Source organism: Bartonella sp. MR30HLJHH, from assembly GCF_042194195.1.
GTDB lineage: Bacteria > Pseudomonadota > Alphaproteobacteria > Rhizobiales > Rhizobiaceae > Bartonella > Bartonella grahamii.
Window position 1 is genome coordinate 83,746 of record NZ_JBHIMO010000002.1, and the last position, 17,956, is coordinate 101,701.

Annotated in this window: 15 protein-coding genes and 3 pseudogenes; 7 read left to right on the forward strand and 11 right to left on the reverse strand. The window is 38.7% G+C overall.

All coding sequences use genetic code 11. The features are described 5' to 3' along the window. Window positions 1–441: 441 nt before the first annotated feature. The 4 genes from ACFIKR_RS01545 (at window position 442) to ACFIKR_RS01560 (ending at window position 4,670) form a co-directional block, all read left to right on the forward strand. Window positions 442–1,635, forward strand: a complete 1,194-nt coding sequence (locus ACFIKR_RS01545) for a phosphoglycerate kinase (RefSeq protein WP_375655830.1) — start codon at window positions 442–444, stop codon at window positions 1,633–1,635. Window positions 1,636–1,765: 130 nt separating this feature from the next. After that, window positions 1,766–2,797 carry a class I fructose-bisphosphate aldolase gene (locus ACFIKR_RS01550; protein ID WP_375658562.1) on the forward strand — a complete coding sequence of 344 codons (1,032 nt, stop codon included), beginning with the start codon at window positions 1,766–1,768 and terminating at the stop codon, window positions 2,795–2,797. A gap of 914 nt (window positions 2,798–3,711) precedes the next feature. Then, the gene (locus tag ACFIKR_RS01555) at window positions 3,712–3,879 is read left to right on the forward strand and encodes a hypothetical protein (RefSeq protein ID WP_375658563.1); all 168 of its coding nucleotides are present in this window, start codon (window positions 3,712–3,714) and stop codon (window positions 3,877–3,879) included. Between the two features lie 626 nt (window positions 3,880–4,505). Beyond that, on the forward strand, window positions 4,506–4,670 hold the full coding sequence (locus tag ACFIKR_RS01560) for a hypothetical protein (RefSeq protein WP_375658564.1): 165 nt from the start codon (window positions 4,506–4,508) through the stop codon (window positions 4,668–4,670). 1,170 nt (window positions 4,671–5,840) lie between these two features. Here the strand turns inward: ACFIKR_RS01560 and ACFIKR_RS01565 are convergent. From ACFIKR_RS01565 to rpmE, 3 genes and pseudogenes are all read right to left on the reverse strand, one after another. After that, window positions 5,841–6,053, reverse strand: a pseudogene (locus tag ACFIKR_RS01565) (ABC transporter); the annotation flags it as partial. A gap of 316 nt (window positions 6,054–6,369) precedes the next feature. After that, window positions 6,370–6,492 carry a hypothetical protein gene (locus ACFIKR_RS01570; RefSeq protein ID WP_375658565.1) on the reverse strand — a complete coding sequence of 41 codons (123 nt, stop codon included), beginning with the start codon at window positions 6,490–6,492 and terminating at the stop codon, window positions 6,370–6,372. A 243-nt stretch (window positions 6,493–6,735) separates the two neighbouring features. Beyond that, on the reverse strand, window positions 6,736–6,957 hold the full coding sequence (rpmE, locus tag ACFIKR_RS01575; RefSeq protein WP_015856961.1) for a 50S ribosomal protein L31: 222 nt from the start codon (window positions 6,955–6,957) through the stop codon (window positions 6,736–6,738). Window positions 6,958–7,144: 187 nt separating this feature from the next. Between rpmE and ACFIKR_RS01580 the strand changes: the two genes are divergently transcribed. From ACFIKR_RS01580 to ACFIKR_RS01590, 3 genes are all read left to right on the forward strand, one after another. After that, a complete protein-coding gene (locus tag ACFIKR_RS01580) occupies window positions 7,145–8,935 on the forward strand; it encodes an ABC transporter transmembrane domain-containing protein (RefSeq protein WP_375658566.1) in 1,791 nt (596 codons plus the stop codon). A 1,032-nt stretch (window positions 8,936–9,967) separates the two neighbouring features. Then, window positions 9,968–10,402 carry a hypothetical protein gene (locus ACFIKR_RS01585; RefSeq protein WP_375658567.1) on the forward strand — a complete coding sequence of 145 codons (435 nt, stop codon included), beginning with the start codon at window positions 9,968–9,970 and terminating at the stop codon, window positions 10,400–10,402. Between the two features lie 14 nt (window positions 10,403–10,416). Further along, entirely contained in the window at window positions 10,417–11,202 is a 786-nt protein-coding gene (locus tag ACFIKR_RS01590; protein WP_375658568.1) for a hypothetical protein, read from the forward strand. Between the two features lie 486 nt (window positions 11,203–11,688). On the opposite strand, the pseudogene ACFIKR_RS01595 reads toward ACFIKR_RS01590, so the two are convergent. The 8 genes and pseudogenes from ACFIKR_RS01595 to ACFIKR_RS01630 form a co-directional block, all read right to left on the reverse strand. After that, window positions 11,689–11,969: pseudogene (locus tag ACFIKR_RS01595) on the reverse strand (inositol monophosphatase family protein); the annotation flags it as partial. 92 nt (window positions 11,970–12,061) lie between these two features. Further along, entirely contained in the window at window positions 12,062–12,853 is a 792-nt protein-coding gene (locus ACFIKR_RS01600) for an inositol monophosphatase family protein (protein ID WP_375658569.1), read from the reverse strand. An 11-nt stretch (window positions 12,854–12,864) separates the two neighbouring features. Beyond that, window positions 12,865–13,440: an elongation factor P gene (gene efp / locus ACFIKR_RS01605; RefSeq protein WP_273787683.1), complete on the reverse strand. Its 576-nt coding sequence runs from the start codon at window positions 13,438–13,440 to the stop codon at window positions 12,865–12,867. A gap of 486 nt (window positions 13,441–13,926) precedes the next feature. Next, window positions 13,927–14,302 (reverse strand): annotated as a pseudogene (locus ACFIKR_RS01610) (helix-turn-helix domain-containing protein). Between the two features lie 315 nt (window positions 14,303–14,617). Then, complete coding sequence (locus ACFIKR_RS01615; RefSeq protein WP_375658704.1) at window positions 14,618–15,016, reverse strand: hypothetical protein; 399 nt, start codon at window positions 15,014–15,016, stop codon at window positions 14,618–14,620. Between the two features lie 631 nt (window positions 15,017–15,647). After that, window positions 15,648–16,016: a helix-turn-helix domain-containing protein gene (locus tag ACFIKR_RS01620; RefSeq protein WP_375658570.1), complete on the reverse strand. Its 369-nt coding sequence runs from the start codon at window positions 16,014–16,016 to the stop codon at window positions 15,648–15,650. Between the two features lie 164 nt (window positions 16,017–16,180). Further along, the gene (locus ACFIKR_RS01625) at window positions 16,181–17,224 is read right to left on the reverse strand and encodes a tetratricopeptide repeat protein (RefSeq protein WP_375658571.1); all 1,044 of its coding nucleotides are present in this window, start codon (window positions 17,222–17,224) and stop codon (window positions 16,181–16,183) included. 339 nt (window positions 17,225–17,563) lie between these two features. Beyond that, window positions 17,564–17,929 carry a helix-turn-helix domain-containing protein gene (locus ACFIKR_RS01630; protein WP_375658572.1) on the reverse strand — a complete coding sequence of 122 codons (366 nt, stop codon included), beginning with the start codon at window positions 17,927–17,929 and terminating at the stop codon, window positions 17,564–17,566. Between the last annotated feature and the right edge of the window lie 27 nt (window positions 17,930–17,956).

Sequence of the window (17,956 nt, forward strand, 5' to 3'; positions counted from 1 at the left end):
ATATTGTTCTCATGCGCTGGAGAAAAGAGACTATTGAAAAATTGATGATGTGTTTTGTTTTAATGCTGGGTCAATACGTGCTTTTAAAAGCTGCATGAAAGAGTAAACTTTGAAAAAGTAAGATCTGAATGAGATATCCTTTGAAAAAACATTAGAAAATTAGGAGATGTAAATTCTTTTGCCTAGAAGTAAAAGGAAGCTTTAATAGAGATCAAGTTGAGCCAATGCATTTGTTTGCCACAATGGGATATGAAGATTAAGAACAATGGTGGGCTTTTGTACATTTGATGATGAAAGATTTGGCTTTTCAAGCAGAGGGTGAGAGATAGGCTGTCGTGGATCTCTTGTAAAAGCAAAGAGGGGGATAAATGGAAAGAAAAGTGGGCAGGGTTGTTGGATGCGTTTTTATTTGAAACAATGGAAAGTGAAGAGGAAGCAGTGATGGGGTTTCGTACACTTGATGATGTTGATGTCACTGGAAAACGTGTTCTTGTGCGGGTGGATTTTAATGTGCCAATGGCACAGGGCAAGGTCTGTGATACGACGCGCTTAGAGCGACATAAAGAGACACTCGTTGAGCTACAAAAGCGGGGTGCTAAACTTATTCTGCTTTCTCATTGTGGTCGCCCCAAAGGAAAGGTAGAGCCAGAGTTTTCACTCCGTCCTGTTGTGCAAGTGCTGGAAAAGATCATTAATCAGCCTGTTTCTTTTGCTCCTGACTGTATCGGTTCGGTGGTGCAGGTTGCGGTTGAGTCATTACAAAATGGGGGTATTTTACTGCTTGAAAATGTTCGTTTTTATGCTGGTGAAGAAAAGAATGATTGTTCTTTTGCGGAAGCTTTGGCTCATAATGGGGATCTCTATGTCAATGATGCTTTTTCAGTTTCTCATCGTGCTCATGCTTCGGTGGAGGGAATAACGCATTTGTTGCCTTCTTATGCAGGGCGTTCTTTGCAAGGTGAGATGCAGGCGTTAGAAAAGGGACTTGGCAATCCAACACATCCTGTGGTTGCCATTGTGGGAGGAGCGAAAGTTTCCAGCAAGCTTTTTGTGCTCAATCATTTGGTGGAAAAAGTTGATCATCTCGTGATTGGTGGGGGCATGGCTAACAGTTTTTTAGCAGCGCAAGGTGTGTCTGTTGGTAAGTCACTGTGTGAACATGCACTGATGGACACGATAAAAAAAATCATTAAAAAAGCGCAAGAGTGTCAATGTACGCTTCTGCTCCCTCAGGATGCTGTTGTTGGATTTCGCTTTGAAAAAGATGCACCGCATCGTCTTTATGACATTGAAGATATTCCACAAGATGGCATGATATTGGATATTGGGACACGCTCTATTGCGCATATCAATACTGTGATAGATAAAGCTGCTACTCTTGTGTGGAATGGACCCCTTGGTGTTTTTGAAATGTCTCCTTTTGATAAGGGGACCATTGCAGTTGCACGCCATGCAGCAGAACGTAGTTTGACGGGAAAGTTGGTTTCAATTGCGGGAGGGGGCGATACAGTTTTTGCTCTTAATCATGCTGGTGTTGCCAATGATTTTACTTATCTCTCGACTGCTGGAGGGGCTTTTTTAGAATGGATGGAAGGTAAGGTTCTGCCTGGCATTCTTGCCCTTATGCAGGCTTAGAGAGTTTATTGAAAGAGCAGCTTTAAAAAAGAGCTGTGTGTCTTTGTGTAGGCTGTGTTTAACGTGTTGCGCACTTTTGGAAGTTTTAAGACAAAATGAAATTTTAAGACAAAATAAAGAGGAATTTTTTATGAATGAACGGCTTGAAGGTATTGCACTTGCTTTGGTGCATGCGGGTAAAGGTATTTTGGCGGCAGATGAAAGTACGGCGACCATTGGAAAGCGTTTTGAAAGCATTGGTGTTGAATCCAATGAAGATAGACGCCGTGCTTATCGTGAAATGCTTTTTAGTACAAAAAAAGCAATGGAAAATGCCATCTCTGGGGTTATTTTATTTGATGAAACCATTCGGCAAAAAGCATCAACTGGGAAAATGTTGACGGATCTTATTCGGGATGCAGGCGCTTTGCCAGGGATTAAAGTTGATACCGGTGCAAAACCCTTGGCCGCTTTTCCTCAAGAGACAATTACCGAAGGGTTGGATGGTCTTCGTGAGCGGCTAAAAGACTATTATGCTTTGGGAGCACGTTTTGCTAAATGGCGTGCGGTGATTGCTATTGATGAACACACTTTGCCAACAAGAGGCGCAATAAGACAAAATGCACAAGCTCTTGCACGCTATGCTGCTTTGTGTCAGGAGTTCAAGATTGTGCCGATTGTTGAGCCCGAAGTGTTGATGGATGGACCATCATGTGGGCATTCCATTACACGCTGCTTTGAGGTAACAAAAGCTGTCTTACAGACCGTCTTTAAAGAATTGTTTGAAGCTCGTGTTCTTTTGGAGGGGATGATTTTAAAACCCAATATGGTGATTGATGGAAAGGATGCCCGCAACGCTTCTGTTGAAGAAGTTGCTGAAAAGACCGTCCAGGTGCTTAAACAGACTGTTCCTGCCGCTGTTCCTGGAATTGCTTTTCTTTCTGGAGGACAGTCTGATCAGGAAGCAACGGCGCATTTATCTGCTATGAATTCTTTGGGCGCATTGCCTTGGAAATTGACTTTTTCTTATGGACGGGCATTGCAAGCAGCTGCTTTAAAAGCATGGGCTGGAAAAGATGAGAATATTGCTGTTGCACAGAAGGCATTTAGTCATCGGGCTTTGATGAATCATCTTGCGGCTTTGGGACAATGGACAACAGAACAAGAAAAAGCGTGTACTTGAAGCACAAGCTCTGTGCCTAAATGCGGAGAGATTTTACATGTTTCTGCGTGATTTGGGGTGCTCTCATCATGAAGAAATGGCGAGGGCATTTTAGGCTTGAAAGCTTTCTCAGAGAGTTTTCTCCTTGGATATTTTAAAAGTCTCTAATGGGTACTATCGAGAGATAAGATTGCGGGAGAGGTGCGATTTCGGGAAGGGGAGATGGTGCTTTAAAGGAAATTTGTGAATGCGCAGCATCTTAGTATGGTGTCGTTTATGGGGTGGGCACTTATTTTTTGAGTGAAAATCATAAAGCTAAGACTGTATTGAAGAGTTTGATATTGTGATATTTTTTCTTTTTGATGTTATCATTGCTTGTCATCAGCAGAATCCATTTGATTGCAGTTTCAAAGGTGGATTAAGCGGGTAGATTGGAGAGTTGCGATGTCTGAGTGGATTTTAATATACAGCTTATGAAGTTTTTGAGCGTCAGGATAGCTTTCTCTGCAAGGGGGGTAGCTTTTCTATTGACGAACGAATTGAATAACTCTTGCTAACAAAATAGATTTGCACCTCAATAAAACACCTATTTTTTCGTTAAAATGAATAAATTTTTCTTGTATTTTGTGATGATATAATTACAAATAGCTAATTTCACAGCATTTTGGCTTAAAATGGGGGGAGTTGTGGACAGCATATCTTCTAAGAATACAAGCACAAAAAGAAAAACTCGATCCGCAGAACAGAGCTTTTCTGTAATTATGATGCGAAAATTGTGCAATATGGTGCGTAGAGTATTCGCTGTAATATTTGGAGTGTTTACTTTCATAATTTTTCTTATCTTGTTCCGCATGCGTGGATTGGTTCATGCCGTACTAAGCTTCTTTACGGCTGCGAGTGGATTAGCGTGCTTTTTATTTTTTTTCGGATACCTCTTGGAACGCCGTGAAGCAACAGCAGATGAAGCCGGTATATCGCTCACATTATTCTTAGCAATTAGTGAAGGCGTTTTTTCTGTTTGCTGCATGTCTGCTATGTGGGGTTACGACGCTCTCTTATTCCGTTTAGCACCTCCTGAGTATGAAATTATGCTCTTTGAATAAATAGAGTGCAATTCGTTTGCATACAAATCAAAATGAGAGGCTGTTTGCCTCTAAAATTCTTAATAATCGCTCTCCAAAATCATAACATCAGACCCGCGTTTAATGAGAGGACTAACAAGTCTTGGTCATTAAGCTCAAGGAAATCCTTTAAAGGTTGCGCCTAATGGCATCCTTGACCTAAGACACCCAAACGGCTTATTTTGTTTTTCTCATGCGGCTCTGAAAATCATGATATAAGGGGAAAGCTTCTCATGGTGCCTAAATGGTATCTTATCGTGTGTTAAATGGAAAAATCAGAAAAAGCATCTTTATGCAATATAATCCAATTATGATTTTTTGATTTAAACATAAAGAACTTAAAGTCTTCTACAAGCTGATACGATAAAAGGGAGAAGGTCGCCTATACTGAGCAACTAAGGCGTATTTTAGGTGCTTTTGATATAGCTATATCTCCAGATGACTTTGAATGACTTATCCTTTTAGCTCTATTCACTACAAGGTCATTTTGAGGGCTATTGGTTAATGATTGTAAAGGAAAATTAGCACGTAATATTTTGCTTTGTTGGTATAGATGCCGAATTAGCTGATTATCTAGAGGATTACTGAATTGGGAGTGCTAAAAAATAATGGAAAATCCTCTGCATCTCGGTGAACTCGTGGTTGAAGATATAATCGTAGAACTTGGCTTATCTGTTACTAAAACAGCTGAACGGTTTGAAATGGTTAGGGTGTCAGTTCTGCAGACGCTTAGCTCACTATACAAAAAAATTATGATTTGGTGTAAGCTTTAAAACATAAACACCTTAAAGATATATCCTTTTTGTACATGTTTTTATCATCGTTAACGTGCCTTCTTAAAGCACGACAAGGGGGTGGCTATAAAGTTGAGGGCTGCAAATATAAATGATGGCGTTGGTGGTGGTGTGAGAAGATGGTGTCCAATTAAAGCACTCTATCCTTATTTTTATAGGCTATGACTGGAAGAGAGAGCTGGAGAGATAATTTGTGAGCAAAGAGAAAGTGTTTTGAGGATGCGTGTTTGCAAAAGCAAAACAGTGGTTGTGGTGATATTTACAAACAATAAATTTGATAAAATTTTACGATTTTGCCAACAGCTGGTTTATTATAAAAGCTGTTGCTTATACGCGCTCACAAAAGTTATAAGAAGCCCAAAAGCGCTAAAAGAGTCTTTGCTCTTTTTCAATAGTACGGATCTGCAAACAATGTTCAAAAAGGGTTCGTTTTTTTGAAAGAGAATAAAAGGATACTCTTGCAGATGAGAAAAGCCTATTTGTGAATTACAATTTGTCATGATTTTCGGTAAACACTATTGTTTAGGGCGGTGAGAGAGGGCATGAAAAATTTTTCATATTCAGTTTTTTTAAGAGTGTGATAAGTCTTTAGGGTAGAGTTTGTGTCTGTAGAGCTTATCAAGTGAGCCGCATAAGGGCCCCCTCGGTAAGGCGAGCAGCCCGTATACTCTTTCCAGCGCCCCAATGTTGCGACAGCTCTTGGTATTTAAAGGGGTAAGAGAGGCTCTTCTTTTTGTACAGTTTCACTCCACACGCTAACTCTGCTTGTGATGTGCAAGCCAAGAGATTTTGTTTGATTCACGATGAGGGTTTGACATGAGAAAATCCTATGGTATTCATGATCTCTCATGAAAAACAATGAATTATCCTTATAAATCAACGTGACAGTGCTGTTATGAAGAGAACTCCTTGCACATCTTAATAGTTCATAGAGATTAACTGGGTGTCATTTTATATTCTGTACACAGATGAAGTATTTTTATAAAAATGCTCCATCTCACGCAGAAAAAAGGACAGCCCGTTAAGACTTTAAAAAGAAAAAACTCTCAATGCTTGCCCTCTTTTTCCATGAGAGATTCAATTTGATAAGCCTGTCTGAAAAAAGTGCTGTTTATGTCCTTAAAGATACTGCTCTTGTATCAAGATCACTTACTCAGGTGAAAATTGGAGTTTTGCGAGGTAAGCATAGACGCCATTTTTTGCCACAAGTTCTGCATGGGTTCCTTCTTCCACAAGAGCGCCTTTATCCATCACGAGAATACGATCAGCTTTTAAAACTGTTGCCAAACGATGTGTAATTACCAAGGTTGTACGATTTTGCATCAATCTTTCTAAGGCGTCTTGCACCAACTTTTCACTGTTTTGTATATTGAATGGGGATCCCGAATATTACAGGATTTTCTCATTTCAAACCTGTTCCATGTTGAATCAACAAAAACCATGTCTCTTGTACGTTACAAGTGGGGAGAGACCGCGTGAATAAAAAAATATTAAGGAAGGACTTAAAATGTTTATAATAAATCGTCTCAAGTGCCAAGGGCTGTAGCAACACCCATGAGCTGGCAAATATAATGATGGTGCCGGCTTGCAGCAACAGGGGTGCATTTCTTAGAATTGCACGTGCAATACCAATGCGTTATTTTTGTCCCCCAGAAAGCATGGTACCACGTTCTCCTATTCACGTATCCAAGCTATCTGGTAAAGCTTGAATCAATTCAAGCGCATTAGCCGCTTTAGCGGCAGCAAGAATACTCTCTTCACGGGTATTTTTCAGTTCCAAAAAAAGAAGAACGGTTTGCAATTATTTTATTTCAGGTCGTTATACTCTAAGAGGAAAGATTTATGCTCGTATTTCAAACTGGTTTTTAAATTTAAAAAACGCAGCCACCAAGATTTATTAGTGCCTAAGATCCCATCTATTTATGTTGGATGCGTTTTTGAATTAATATTTAAAGTGCACTCTTTACAGCATAAAAAAACCAATCACTTACAATAGAGCAATCATTTTTTAAAACTTGTGCTCTTTATAATCAGGAATAGGCTTTTACATGCCAATATTACCAAAACGATTTTTGAATTTAGAAAGACGACCGCCACGGTCTACGAGTGTCTGGGAGCCACCTGTCCATGCTGGATGCGTTCTTGGGTCAATATCTAGATTAAGAGTATCGCCTTCTTTTCCCCAAGTAGAGCGCGTTTTATATTGGGTTCCATCCGTCATAACAACGGTAATTGTGTGATAGTTGGGATGAATATTCGCTTTCATGCGTAAAAACCTTTTGCGTTTACAGAATGAAACAGCACTTGCTCGATTTTTTAAGTGCGCTTCCTTTGTCTTTTTGATACATTGATTAAAGTATTTATTCCTATAGCTGAGCACGCATAAAAAAACAAGTGTTCAAGATGCATCATTGTATCAAGTGTTATAAATTCAATATAGTGAGCGAAACCTTATGAATCTCTTCAATCATTCAGAAAAATCTACAAAGTCTTCCCCTAAAAAATCTTCATTCTCTTCGCTTGCAATTTTTTTTCCTTATCTTTTGCGCTATCGTTGGTTGTTTATCTTTGCCTTTCTAGCGTTATCTGTTGCTGCTCTTGTCACATTAGCTTTGCCTGTGGCTATCCGCCAAATGTTTGATCATGGGTTTTCTACTTCAAGCCATGGACATATCAATTTTTACTTCGGAATTTTGTTTATCTTAGCCTTGCTTCTCGCATTTGCTTCTGCTGGCCGTTATTATTGTGTTATCACATTGGGAGAGCGGATTGTTGCCGATTTACGGCGTGATGTGTTTATTCATATTATGAAACTTTCTCCTGCTTTTTTTGATCGGTCGCATTCAGGAGAGATTGTTTCAAGGCTTCTAACAGATACCACACAAATAAAATTAGCTGTGGGTTCTACCGCTTCTACTGCTTTGCGTCAGTTGATTATAGTGATCGGAGCCGTCGTGATGATGGTGATTACCAATGCTAAATTGTCTTTGTTGGTTTTGGTTGCTATTCCTGTTGTGGCCATTCCCTTGGTGGTTTTTGGGCGTAAAGTTCGCTCTCGTACGCGTGCGGCGCAAGATCGTCTGGCAGATGCCAATGCTGTTGCTACAGAACAGGTAAGTGCTATTCGCACTGTGCAAGCTTTTACCGCAGAAAAACTCGTTGCAACACGGTTTTCACAATTGATAGAACGGGCTTTTCAAACAGCACGTGCTTCTGTGATCCTGCGCTCCTTTTTTACGGGGTTTGCAATTTTTTTGGTTTTTAGCAGTGTGGTTGCTGTTTTATGGATTGGGTCGCGCGATGTTTTGAATGGAACGATGACAGGCGGGACATTAGGGCAATTTGTCCTTTATGCGGTTTTTGGAGCTTCTACTTTTGCGCAATTATCGGAACTGGGGGCAGAATTAATCCAAGCAGCAGGCGCTGCTGAGCGGCTTTCCGAATTGCTACAAGAACAACCTACTATTATAGCTCCTAAAAATCCTTTATCATTGGAACAATCTGTTCGAGGCGAACTTGTTTTTGATCAGGTTGATTTTATTTATCCTTCTAGACCACAAGAGAAGATTTTACGCTCGCTTTCGTTTTCTGTGAAGGCAGGCGAAACGGTTGCTTTTGTTGGGGCTTCAGGAGCAGGAAAAAGCACCATTTTTTCTTTGATCCTTCGTTTTTATGACCCGATAAGTGGAACAATTCGGTTGGATGGCATGGAAATTAATCGTCTTTCTTTACAAGATTTACGCAGCGCAATTTCCTATGTTCCACAGGATGTCGCCATTTTTGATGGAACATTGCGTGATAATATTATTTTTGGAACTGAAAATACCCATGAAGAGGAAATCCTTGCTGCCGCTAAGGCGGCTAATGCACTTGAATTTATTCAAGCTTTACCAGATGGCTTGGATACGCAAGTAGGAGAACGTGGTACCATGCTTTCTGGGGGGCAAAAACAACGCATTGGTATTGCACGTGCAATTCTAAGAAATGCACCCCTGTTGCTGCTTGATGAAGCAACATCTGCTTTAGATGCAAACAGTGAAAAGTTGGTGCAAGACGCCTTAGAAGGATTGATGCAAAATCGTACAACTTTGGTAATTGCACATCGTTTGGCAACAATTTTAAAAGCTGATCGTATTCTCGTGATGGATAAAGGCGCTCTTGTGGAAGAAGGAACCCATACAGAACTTGTGGCAAAAAATGGCGTCTATGCTTATCTCGCAAAACTCCAATTTTCACCTGAGTAAGTGATCTTGATACAAGAGCAGTATCTTTAAGGACATAAACAGCACTCTTTTCAGACAGGCTTATCAAATTGAATCTCTCATGGAAAAAGAGGGCAAGCATTGAGAGTTTTTTCTTTTTAAAGTCTTAACGGGCTGTCCTTTTTTCTGCGTGAGATGGAGCATTTTTATAAAAATACTTCATCTGTGTACAGAATATAAAATGACACCCAGTTAATCTCTATGAACTATTAAGATGTGCAAGGAGTTCTCTTCATAACAGCACTGTCACGTTGATTTATAAGGATAATACATTGTTTTTATGAGAGATTATTAATACTATAGGATTTTCTCATGTCAAATTTAATTATATTAAATTAATCAAAACCATGTCTCTTGTATGTGGCAAGCAGAGAGAGCCCGCGTGAATAAAATACTTAAGAATAAGTCCTCTTTATGAATCGTCTCAAGTTTCAAGGGCTATCACAACGGGTGTGCGCTGGCATAAGAGTATGATGGTGCTGGGCTGGGCTACTTAAAGAAGAGCTGATAAATAAGCAGAGAGACGCTTTTTATCGATATTATAAAACATTGCTAACAAAGCACGCAGTTTGTTTTGCTGTTTGATTGGATTAAGGTTTTTATTACTTTGAAAACCAATATTTCATGGATCATGCATTTTGAGGGCTTATAAGGCTTTTCTTTAAAGTACATAAATCACTAAAACAGCATTATTAAATACAAATTGTTTTATTTTACCAACAAAAATATCTATATTTTGTGTATTGTTTTTATTAAAATATAATATGTAGTGATTTTCAAATCAGATATACACATAATGATACAATATCGAGAAATCGATAAAAGAGCTGCGTTAAATGTTGGTGGGAATAAAAAAGAGCAAGAATGGAAGAAGACATAAAATGGGCAATAGGTTCCATAATAGCTATAATTAAGGTCATTTGGAAATGGGGGAAAGAATGTGGGAGCAGAAGATTCGGCGTTATGATTTTCTGTATCATATTCATGGGGAAGTCGTGGTATTTGGGATACTCAGTGGATTTTTTGTTTGGTTTTGCAATGATAGTGTGTTGTGGGGGAAGCTTAATGCTTGCATTGGCAATTTATCAGAACAAGCATTTAACTAAACAACTTGAGCAAAAAGAGCAAGAGTGCGTTGGATATCAAGATATTATTGCACAAGGGGAACAGAGGCTTTTTGCAAAAACTCAAAAAGTATCGCAGGAATGGTTGAAACAATGGGATGAGGGAGTGAAACAGTGGGAAAGAGACGTACTGGGGATAAAAAATCCTAGGGAAGATATGAAATTCAGTGGAGATCGGCTTCCATTGGTAACGGATATTTGTATTCGAGGGGAGCACGAAGTGCGTTTATTGTACAGACAAGCACTTGAAAAAAACTTACTGATGAACATTACAAAAAAATATGTAGTGTCTTGGATAACTCGTATTTTAAGAAATTTTGTGTAAAAGCAGTGCGATTAATGAGAAAGAATGGAATAACTCTGCAAAAGTTTGTAGATCCTCTTACGAACAAAAAACGGAGTCAACCTACGATGTTATTACTTCATTGGTGGTTATATGTTCTTGATGATATGATTACAGCTGAATGCAAACAGCACCAAAAGGAAAACTTTACAGGGGAGGATGAAAAGAAAAAATTTACAGATACTTTGTGGGACAACATATCTATAAGTATAGAACACAAAGAGATAGAGGAAATGCTAAAACTTTCGGAATCTTGGTCTGGTGAGTGTACTTTATTATTATATTGTAAAAAGAATGTGTTGTTGTTGTTGTGTGATATTTCCAGTGATTATAAGGCGGCAAGAGAAATTTTCATTTACTATAAGAAGCTTATTAAAACAGTGAAAAAGGGCTATGTTGCCTTTGATAATGGTTGCCATTCTGTCACAGTTAGAGATGTAATCAATACTTGTAAAGAGAATGACACAAATAGAGCAAAAAATCTTTCCATTGTTGAAGGGAATCCAACATTTGAAGAAGCTTACAAATTAGGCGTTAAAGAGTGGATGAAATCATCAAATGAGAAATGCGATAACCGGTTGATCTTTTGGGAGAAGTTTGTTGAGGAAAAAAAGTTAAAAGAAAAATTAAAAGTTATCTTTGGGGATAAGAAGGTAAAGGCGCTGAAAGAGGCTATTGAAAAAGATAAAGAACAGCTTGCAAGTGAAATGCAGAAAGCAATTTTGGAAAACAAAAATTTTCATTATTATAAATGTCGTCGGCATTTGATAAACTATTTGTAAGACGGTTGAATAAAGGGGTAGGGAACAGCTCTATGAATCAGTGGTTTTTCTGAAATCTCTGCATTATGCAGTGGTGGAAAAGACGTGAAAACTCTTAAGCATATGCGGCAGCTTTTATGAGAGAGGAGAGTTTTTTGATCAATGGATAGCGCACTATAAAGAGCATATATTGAGAGAGGGAATGGACTGTGTTTTTGTTTTGGGTTCGATAATTGCTTTTTGTAGCTTTTTGTTATGATGTTTTTTTGTTTATTGCCTTTTGCAGCTTGTTTGGAGGGGGATTTGAATAACAGAAACGTCAATAAGGTAAGCTGTTGAGGATTGCTTTTGTGTGGGGGGGTATAGCGAGTAGATTTTTTTATTTGTGATGATGTTTTTGTCACTATCTGATCAGTTATTTCCTATCGTTTTATGTAAAGAAAATTTAAAACTCTCTCTCCACGTGGTTTTTTAAGGTTCTAAGGTTTTTGTAAAAAACTGTAAGAGTTAAATACTTTTTTTGAGGTTTTTTTCTAGTTTATTGCGAATGTGTTCATTGTCAGCAATGATATTTTTTTTGCGGAATATATCGCTGTTGCCTTCTTTATCGGTGATAAAACCACCGGTTTTGCGAACCATCAGTATGCCGGTAGTTCTATCAAAAATTTGTAGGTTATCTTCCCAAAAGCCATCGGTTTTTCCTGCGGTGACATAAGCTAAATTAAGAGCAGCAGCGCTAAGACGGCGAAGACCAGCAACTTTCATCATTACTTGCGCAATTCAATAAGAGATAAGGTTGCGTGATGAGAGATATCTCTATGGGGATGTTGCAAAGTTGAATTTTTAGCATTGCCTTTTAAAAAGACACTACTTCTGAGGTCTAAATGCCTTTTTTGAGGGTTTTTTCTAGTTTGATGCGAATGTGTTCATTGCCAGCAATGATATTTTTTTTGCGGAATATATTGCTGCCGCCTTCTTTATCGGTGACAAAACCACCGGCTTCGCGAACCATCAATATTCCAGCAGCCATATCCCAAATTTGCAGGTTATCTTCCCAAAAGCCATCGGTTCGGCCAGAAGCAACATAAGCTAAATCAAGAGCAGCAGCGCCAAAACGGCGAAGTCCGGCAACTTCCGCCATCACATTGCGTAATTCAATAAGATAGGTTCCATGATTTGGGCGACCAAAATGCGGCATACCTGTGGCAATGACACAATCTTCTAGTCTGCGCCGTGCAGAAACGCGACAGCGTCGGTCATTGAAAAAAGCACCGCAACCGCGTTCTGCGGTAAATAGTTCATCACTTACGGGATTGTAAATGACACCAGCAACGATTTTCCCTTGACTTTCTAAGGCAATGGAAACAGCAAAAAAAGGAATGCCATGAAGAAAATTTGTGGTGCCATCTAGAGGGTCAATAATGAAACGATGTTGGGAATCTTCGCCAATGATTTCTTCAGATTCTTCCATTAGAAAACCAAATTTGGGGCGCGCTTTGCTTAATTCATTGAAAATGATTTTTTCTGCTTTGCGATCTGCTTGGCTGACATAATCTGCTGGTCCTTTCAAAGACACTTGCAAATTTTGCACTTCACCGTAATCACGCACCAACGAGCGTCCTGCTTTCATTGCAGCTTGCACCATGACATTCATGACTGCAGAATGGGCCATTTTTTATTCCTTTATTTATCTTTTTCATTTGCGCGACGCAAATAAATCAACTCATTGGTGTCTACAATGATACGTTCACCAGCATTCATAAAGGGGGGAACAAGAATACGAATCCCGTTTTCAAGAATGGCGGGTTTATAAGAGGAGGTAACCGTTTGTCCTTTGATGGCAGGATCGGCTTCCACAATCGTGACGGCAACTTGATCAGGAAGTGAGATGCCAATAGGTTTTTCTTGATAAAGTTCAACTGTGACAGTCATCCCATCTTGGAGAAACGCAGCACGTTCACCAACAAAATCCTTTTGAAGTTCAAGTTGTTCATAAGATTCTGAATCCATAAAGACCAAAGCATCCCCTTGCTGATAAAGAAATGTGAAATCTTTTTGTTCAAGGCGCACGCGTTCAACCGTCTCAGCAGCACGAAACCGTTCATTAAGTTTTGTACCATCAATTAAATTTTTCATTTCAACTTGGTTAAATGCACCACCTTTTCCTGGTTTTACAGCGTTGCATTTAACAGCAACCCATAAGCTTCCTTGATGTTCGATCACATTACCAGGGCGAATTTCATTGCCATTAATTTTCATCGTTTCTATCCAATTCTATTCTTGCAAAAAGAACTCTTTTGTTGTCGTTATGGCGCTTTTCTTTGCTGCCTTTAACGGTGAGCTCTTTTGTTATTTTCGGGCTCAAATTCCTTTGATTAGCCTTGCGGCTCTCTCATGGTCCTGTGTGCTTCATAGGTTTTCTCATGTTTTTTGCAAAGAGAAAAGCTTAAGTAAAAAAGGACCTTGATGTATTTTTGCTTTTCAGTTCTTTGCAAGACCATAAAAAGCGCTCAGACGCAAGCTTTTTAAAAATTTGCACAAAAATTTTTTAGAATTTTTGGAGGAATTTATCCCGTTGTGTCGTAAAATATCATCATTGATGGCAATGATATAATTGATGGCAATGATATAAGTTCCGTAAAACCATGAGGTGTTTTTAATTGAGAATGTGTGGTGAATATTTGAATACGGAGTTTATTATAGTGTCTTATGGGACAGAGCGTGGTGTATACTATCCGTGTGATGTTAGCTTGCATTCTCATCAGAGATGAGCTGTAAAATGGCTTTCTTTTTTACAGTGGTGAGAGTTCTAAATCTTTTGAGCAGCAGGTATTCTTCTGTGCTTGATGCGATTTCATCATGGTGGTATGGGGGGCTGTTGTTTTGTTAAGATATCCGCATAGAAAAAGGAAACCAGAACATTTAGGCTATCGGAAATCTCTTTTAAACGCCCTGCACTGACACGATTTAAGCCGTTTTCATATTTCTGGATTTGTTGGAAAGTAACACCTAAATGTTGACCTAATGTTTTTTGAGACATCTTCAACATTTTTCGTCTAAAACGAATTTTTTTGCCAATGAATTTCCCACTGAAAATGTCGTTATAAGGATTTTTACCGATACCCTAGAAAATGCTACACGGGATATAGAAAGCTATTCAGCTGCTTCAATCACAGATAAGCCAAGTTTTGCATTTGCATCTTCGCGTAATAATTTGCTAGGGTATGGGGCATTTTCATTATTTTTAGTATTCTTCTTTCCTTAAATCTCAAAGCTATAATTTGCACTATTTTGTATTGTCACAATCTATAATAAAATTTATCCACTCTGGCTAAAAATGAGGTTTTTATTAAGGTGCAAATCTCTTTGCCTTTCGGCAAGAGCTTTTAAGTCTTTACGTGTAAAATATAGAGAATGTTTACATTAAATAGCGGGTTCATTTGGGCTGAGTATTTATATAAGAACGCGGCTCTCCATTCACGTTATACTGAAAAAGAGACACTATAGTGCTACTATTTAATCTTATTCTATAACTCAAATTCACACCCATGTTTTGTTGTTTTTGGGGTTGATCTGTATAAATCACATTATATCCATTCTGTCGCAACAGATTGATAAATACAGGAGTAAAGTTGTCTGCTGTATTATTTTTCTTTATAAGAAGTGTGGTTGTAGCGGGTGGTAAAAACCCTTTGTTACCGCTAATAAATTTGTTAGCGACTAATTGTGCCTGACGCTTTGTAAGACTTTGATCAACATAATTTGATGAATAATTGCCTACAGATGCGCAACCTGCCACCAACACAACCGGTGACAGCAATAAATATTTTAACATCATTAATTCCCCTTACTTATTGTTGCTCTTTTTTGCGAAGCTCCTATTCCAGAAATTAAGAGCAACTTTACCTATAGCTACTTAACAACATATCGGTATCTAATCAATCGGTTAATTAATCAATGAATAATGGTTTCAGCTGTAAAGGTTGCTTGAAGTGCTTCTTGCGGCGTATATTTTAATAAACAGCTGTTTTTGGTGATTGTGATAAAAAAGCAATTTTTTGCGTTTGCATGTTAAGATCACGTCCTCTGTCACCATTATAAAATCATGCGTTAGGTGCTGTTCCAGATTGACCAAAAAAATTTTCAAGCATTGCTTTTTGAGGGCTATTTTTTTAAAATCCGCATGAATGCTTATTTTGTTTGCTGTAAAATACTATCGTTTGAGGTGTGGTGCTGTAAGGCATCAAACTTTGCACATGTGATATTTTTATGAGAATGTGTGGTGAATATATGAGGGGGGGCTTGTCCGGATAATCTTGTGAAATGAACCACATGAAATGGGAAGCTAAAAGAGTTCTGTTCTGAGAAGACGGATTGTTTATCAACTGGATAGGGAAGGGACTTCTGTCCTTTGAGGTGTGGGAGGCAAGTTAAGAACAAAGAGTGTAGCGCCCTATATCATAATGTTAAAAGTTTTCATTCTGATCAGTGATGAGCTGTAAAATGGCTCTCTTTTTTACAGTGGTGAGAGTTATAAATCTTTTTAAAAGCAGGTATTCTTCTGTGCTTGATGCGATTTCATCATGGTGGTATGGGGGTTGTTGTTTTGTGATGATATCGGCATAGAAAAAGGAAACCGAAACATTTAGGATATCGGAAATCTCTTTTAAACGCCCTGCACTGACACGATTTAAGCCGTTTTCATATTTCTGGATTTGTTGGAAAGTAACACCTAAATGTTGACCTAATGTTTTTTGAGACATCTTCAACATTTTTTGTCTAAAACGAATTTTTTTGCCTACAAAAAGATCAATATGAGAATTTTTACTTTGCATTTTAAAGCCCCCGCCGGTTGCGAGCGCCCTCGCATTGGTATTCCGGGAGTTAAAAACACTGAGTCCGAATCAGCATTTTGCTTTTAGTGCTTAAAGCACCTGGACAGTGCAAAATCTTCCGGAATTTCTATAAATTTTATCTTTTTGAAGCAGAGAGGAGTATTTTAAAAAACAGGAAGGAGCTTTATTGCTTCTTTGTGCGCTTTTTCTAGTTGTGTTTTGTCCATGCCTTGGAGCATCATTTCAAGATCAGGGGCTTGCATTTTTGCTTCCTTTGCGAGCATATACCATGCCGCTGCCATTATTATATCGCCTTTTGTTCCTGTGCCATCTCGATAAAGCCTTGCAAGGGAAATCTGTGCTGGTGCTACCATGTTGATAGCATTTCTTTGAAGCAAATGAAAAGCACGGGAAAAATCTGTTTCTCCTCCACGCCCCTGTATAAGCCATTGTGCTAAATGAAGTTGAGCTTTTAAGTGGTTGTTTTGAGCCGCTACCTCCATGAGTTTGCGGGCATTGCGATCATCCTTTGGTCGTTTTAATGTGCCTAAGGCAAGAATTTTTGCAGCAGAAAAAGCAGCTTCAGCATCCCCAAGAGCAGCACCTTTTAAGTACAATTTTAAGGCTTGCTCGATTGCTTCATTTTCACGACTTTGGGAAGAAACACCGGGGAGAGCTTGTTTTTCCTGTGAAGCTTTATAAAGAAGCAGTTGTCCATAATAAAAATAGGCTTCCTTGACGCCTGCATTGACAGCTTTTTGAATGAATTGTTCACCAAGTTCTTGATTTTGTTTTATAAAGTGACCATCAAATAACATAAGTCCATAGCGTAGTTGTGCTTGGGGTTCCCCCTGTTTTGCGGCGCGTTCAAACCATAAAGCAGCACGCGCACCGTCAATAGGGACAGCACATCCCTCCATATAAATTCGGGCAAGAAGAGTTTGTGCAAAAGGATCATTTTTTTCAGCACGTCGGAGTGCTTCACGAAAAGCTTTTAAATAATAACCTTGGATGTAATAGTCATAGGCTTGATCATAGTCTCCAGCTTTTAAGGGCTGAAAAGGTTCTTGAGTGTTTGAAGCTTCTTGAATCGTATTGAAAGAGCCTTCAGAACTTGAGAATTCTTCAGTGTTTCCAGCTGAATTGACAGCAGAACTTGCAAGTCCAATCACGCCTAAGATAAGCAGCTTGACGCTTCTCTTGATCATGGTGTTTTCTCCTCATTACCGATCAGAATTTTCACATTTTTCTTTCATCATTACAAGCCGTATAAGAATCTCATTTCTATATTACTTTTTATTTCTCAGTTTTTCGTCTTAAGTTAGGGTAGGGGTGGGTAAGTTAAAAAAATAGTATAAATGTCGACGAGAGCCAGACTGTTTAAAACAATCCTGTTAAAAATAATAATGAAGGGGTGTCGTGTGTAAAAATGCTTATCTTCTATTATATTAAGGGCATCTCCTCCTAAAATGAAAAAATGCTTACAATGGGGGCTGCTTTTTAAAATACGTATGAATGCTTATGAATAGTGCGCTATCCGTGCGATGTTAGCTTGCATTCTCATCAGCGATGAGCTGTAAAAAGGCTTTCTTTTTTACCGTTGGTAGAGTTCTAAATCTTTTGAGCAGCAGATATTCCTCTGTGCTCGATGCGATTTCATCATGATGATATGGGGGCTGTTGTTTTGTTAAGATATCCGCGTAAAAAAAGGAAAGTGGAACATTCAAAATATCAGAAATTTCCATTAAACGCCCTGCACTGACACGATTTAAGCCTTTTTCATATTTCTGGATTTGTTGGAAAGTGACACCTAAATGTTGACCTAATGTTTTTTGAGACATCTTCAACATTTTTCGTTTTAAGCGAATTTTTTTGCCAATAAAAAGGTCAATATCAAGATTCTGAGATTGCATTTTTCCCCGCCGGTTGCGAGCGCCCTC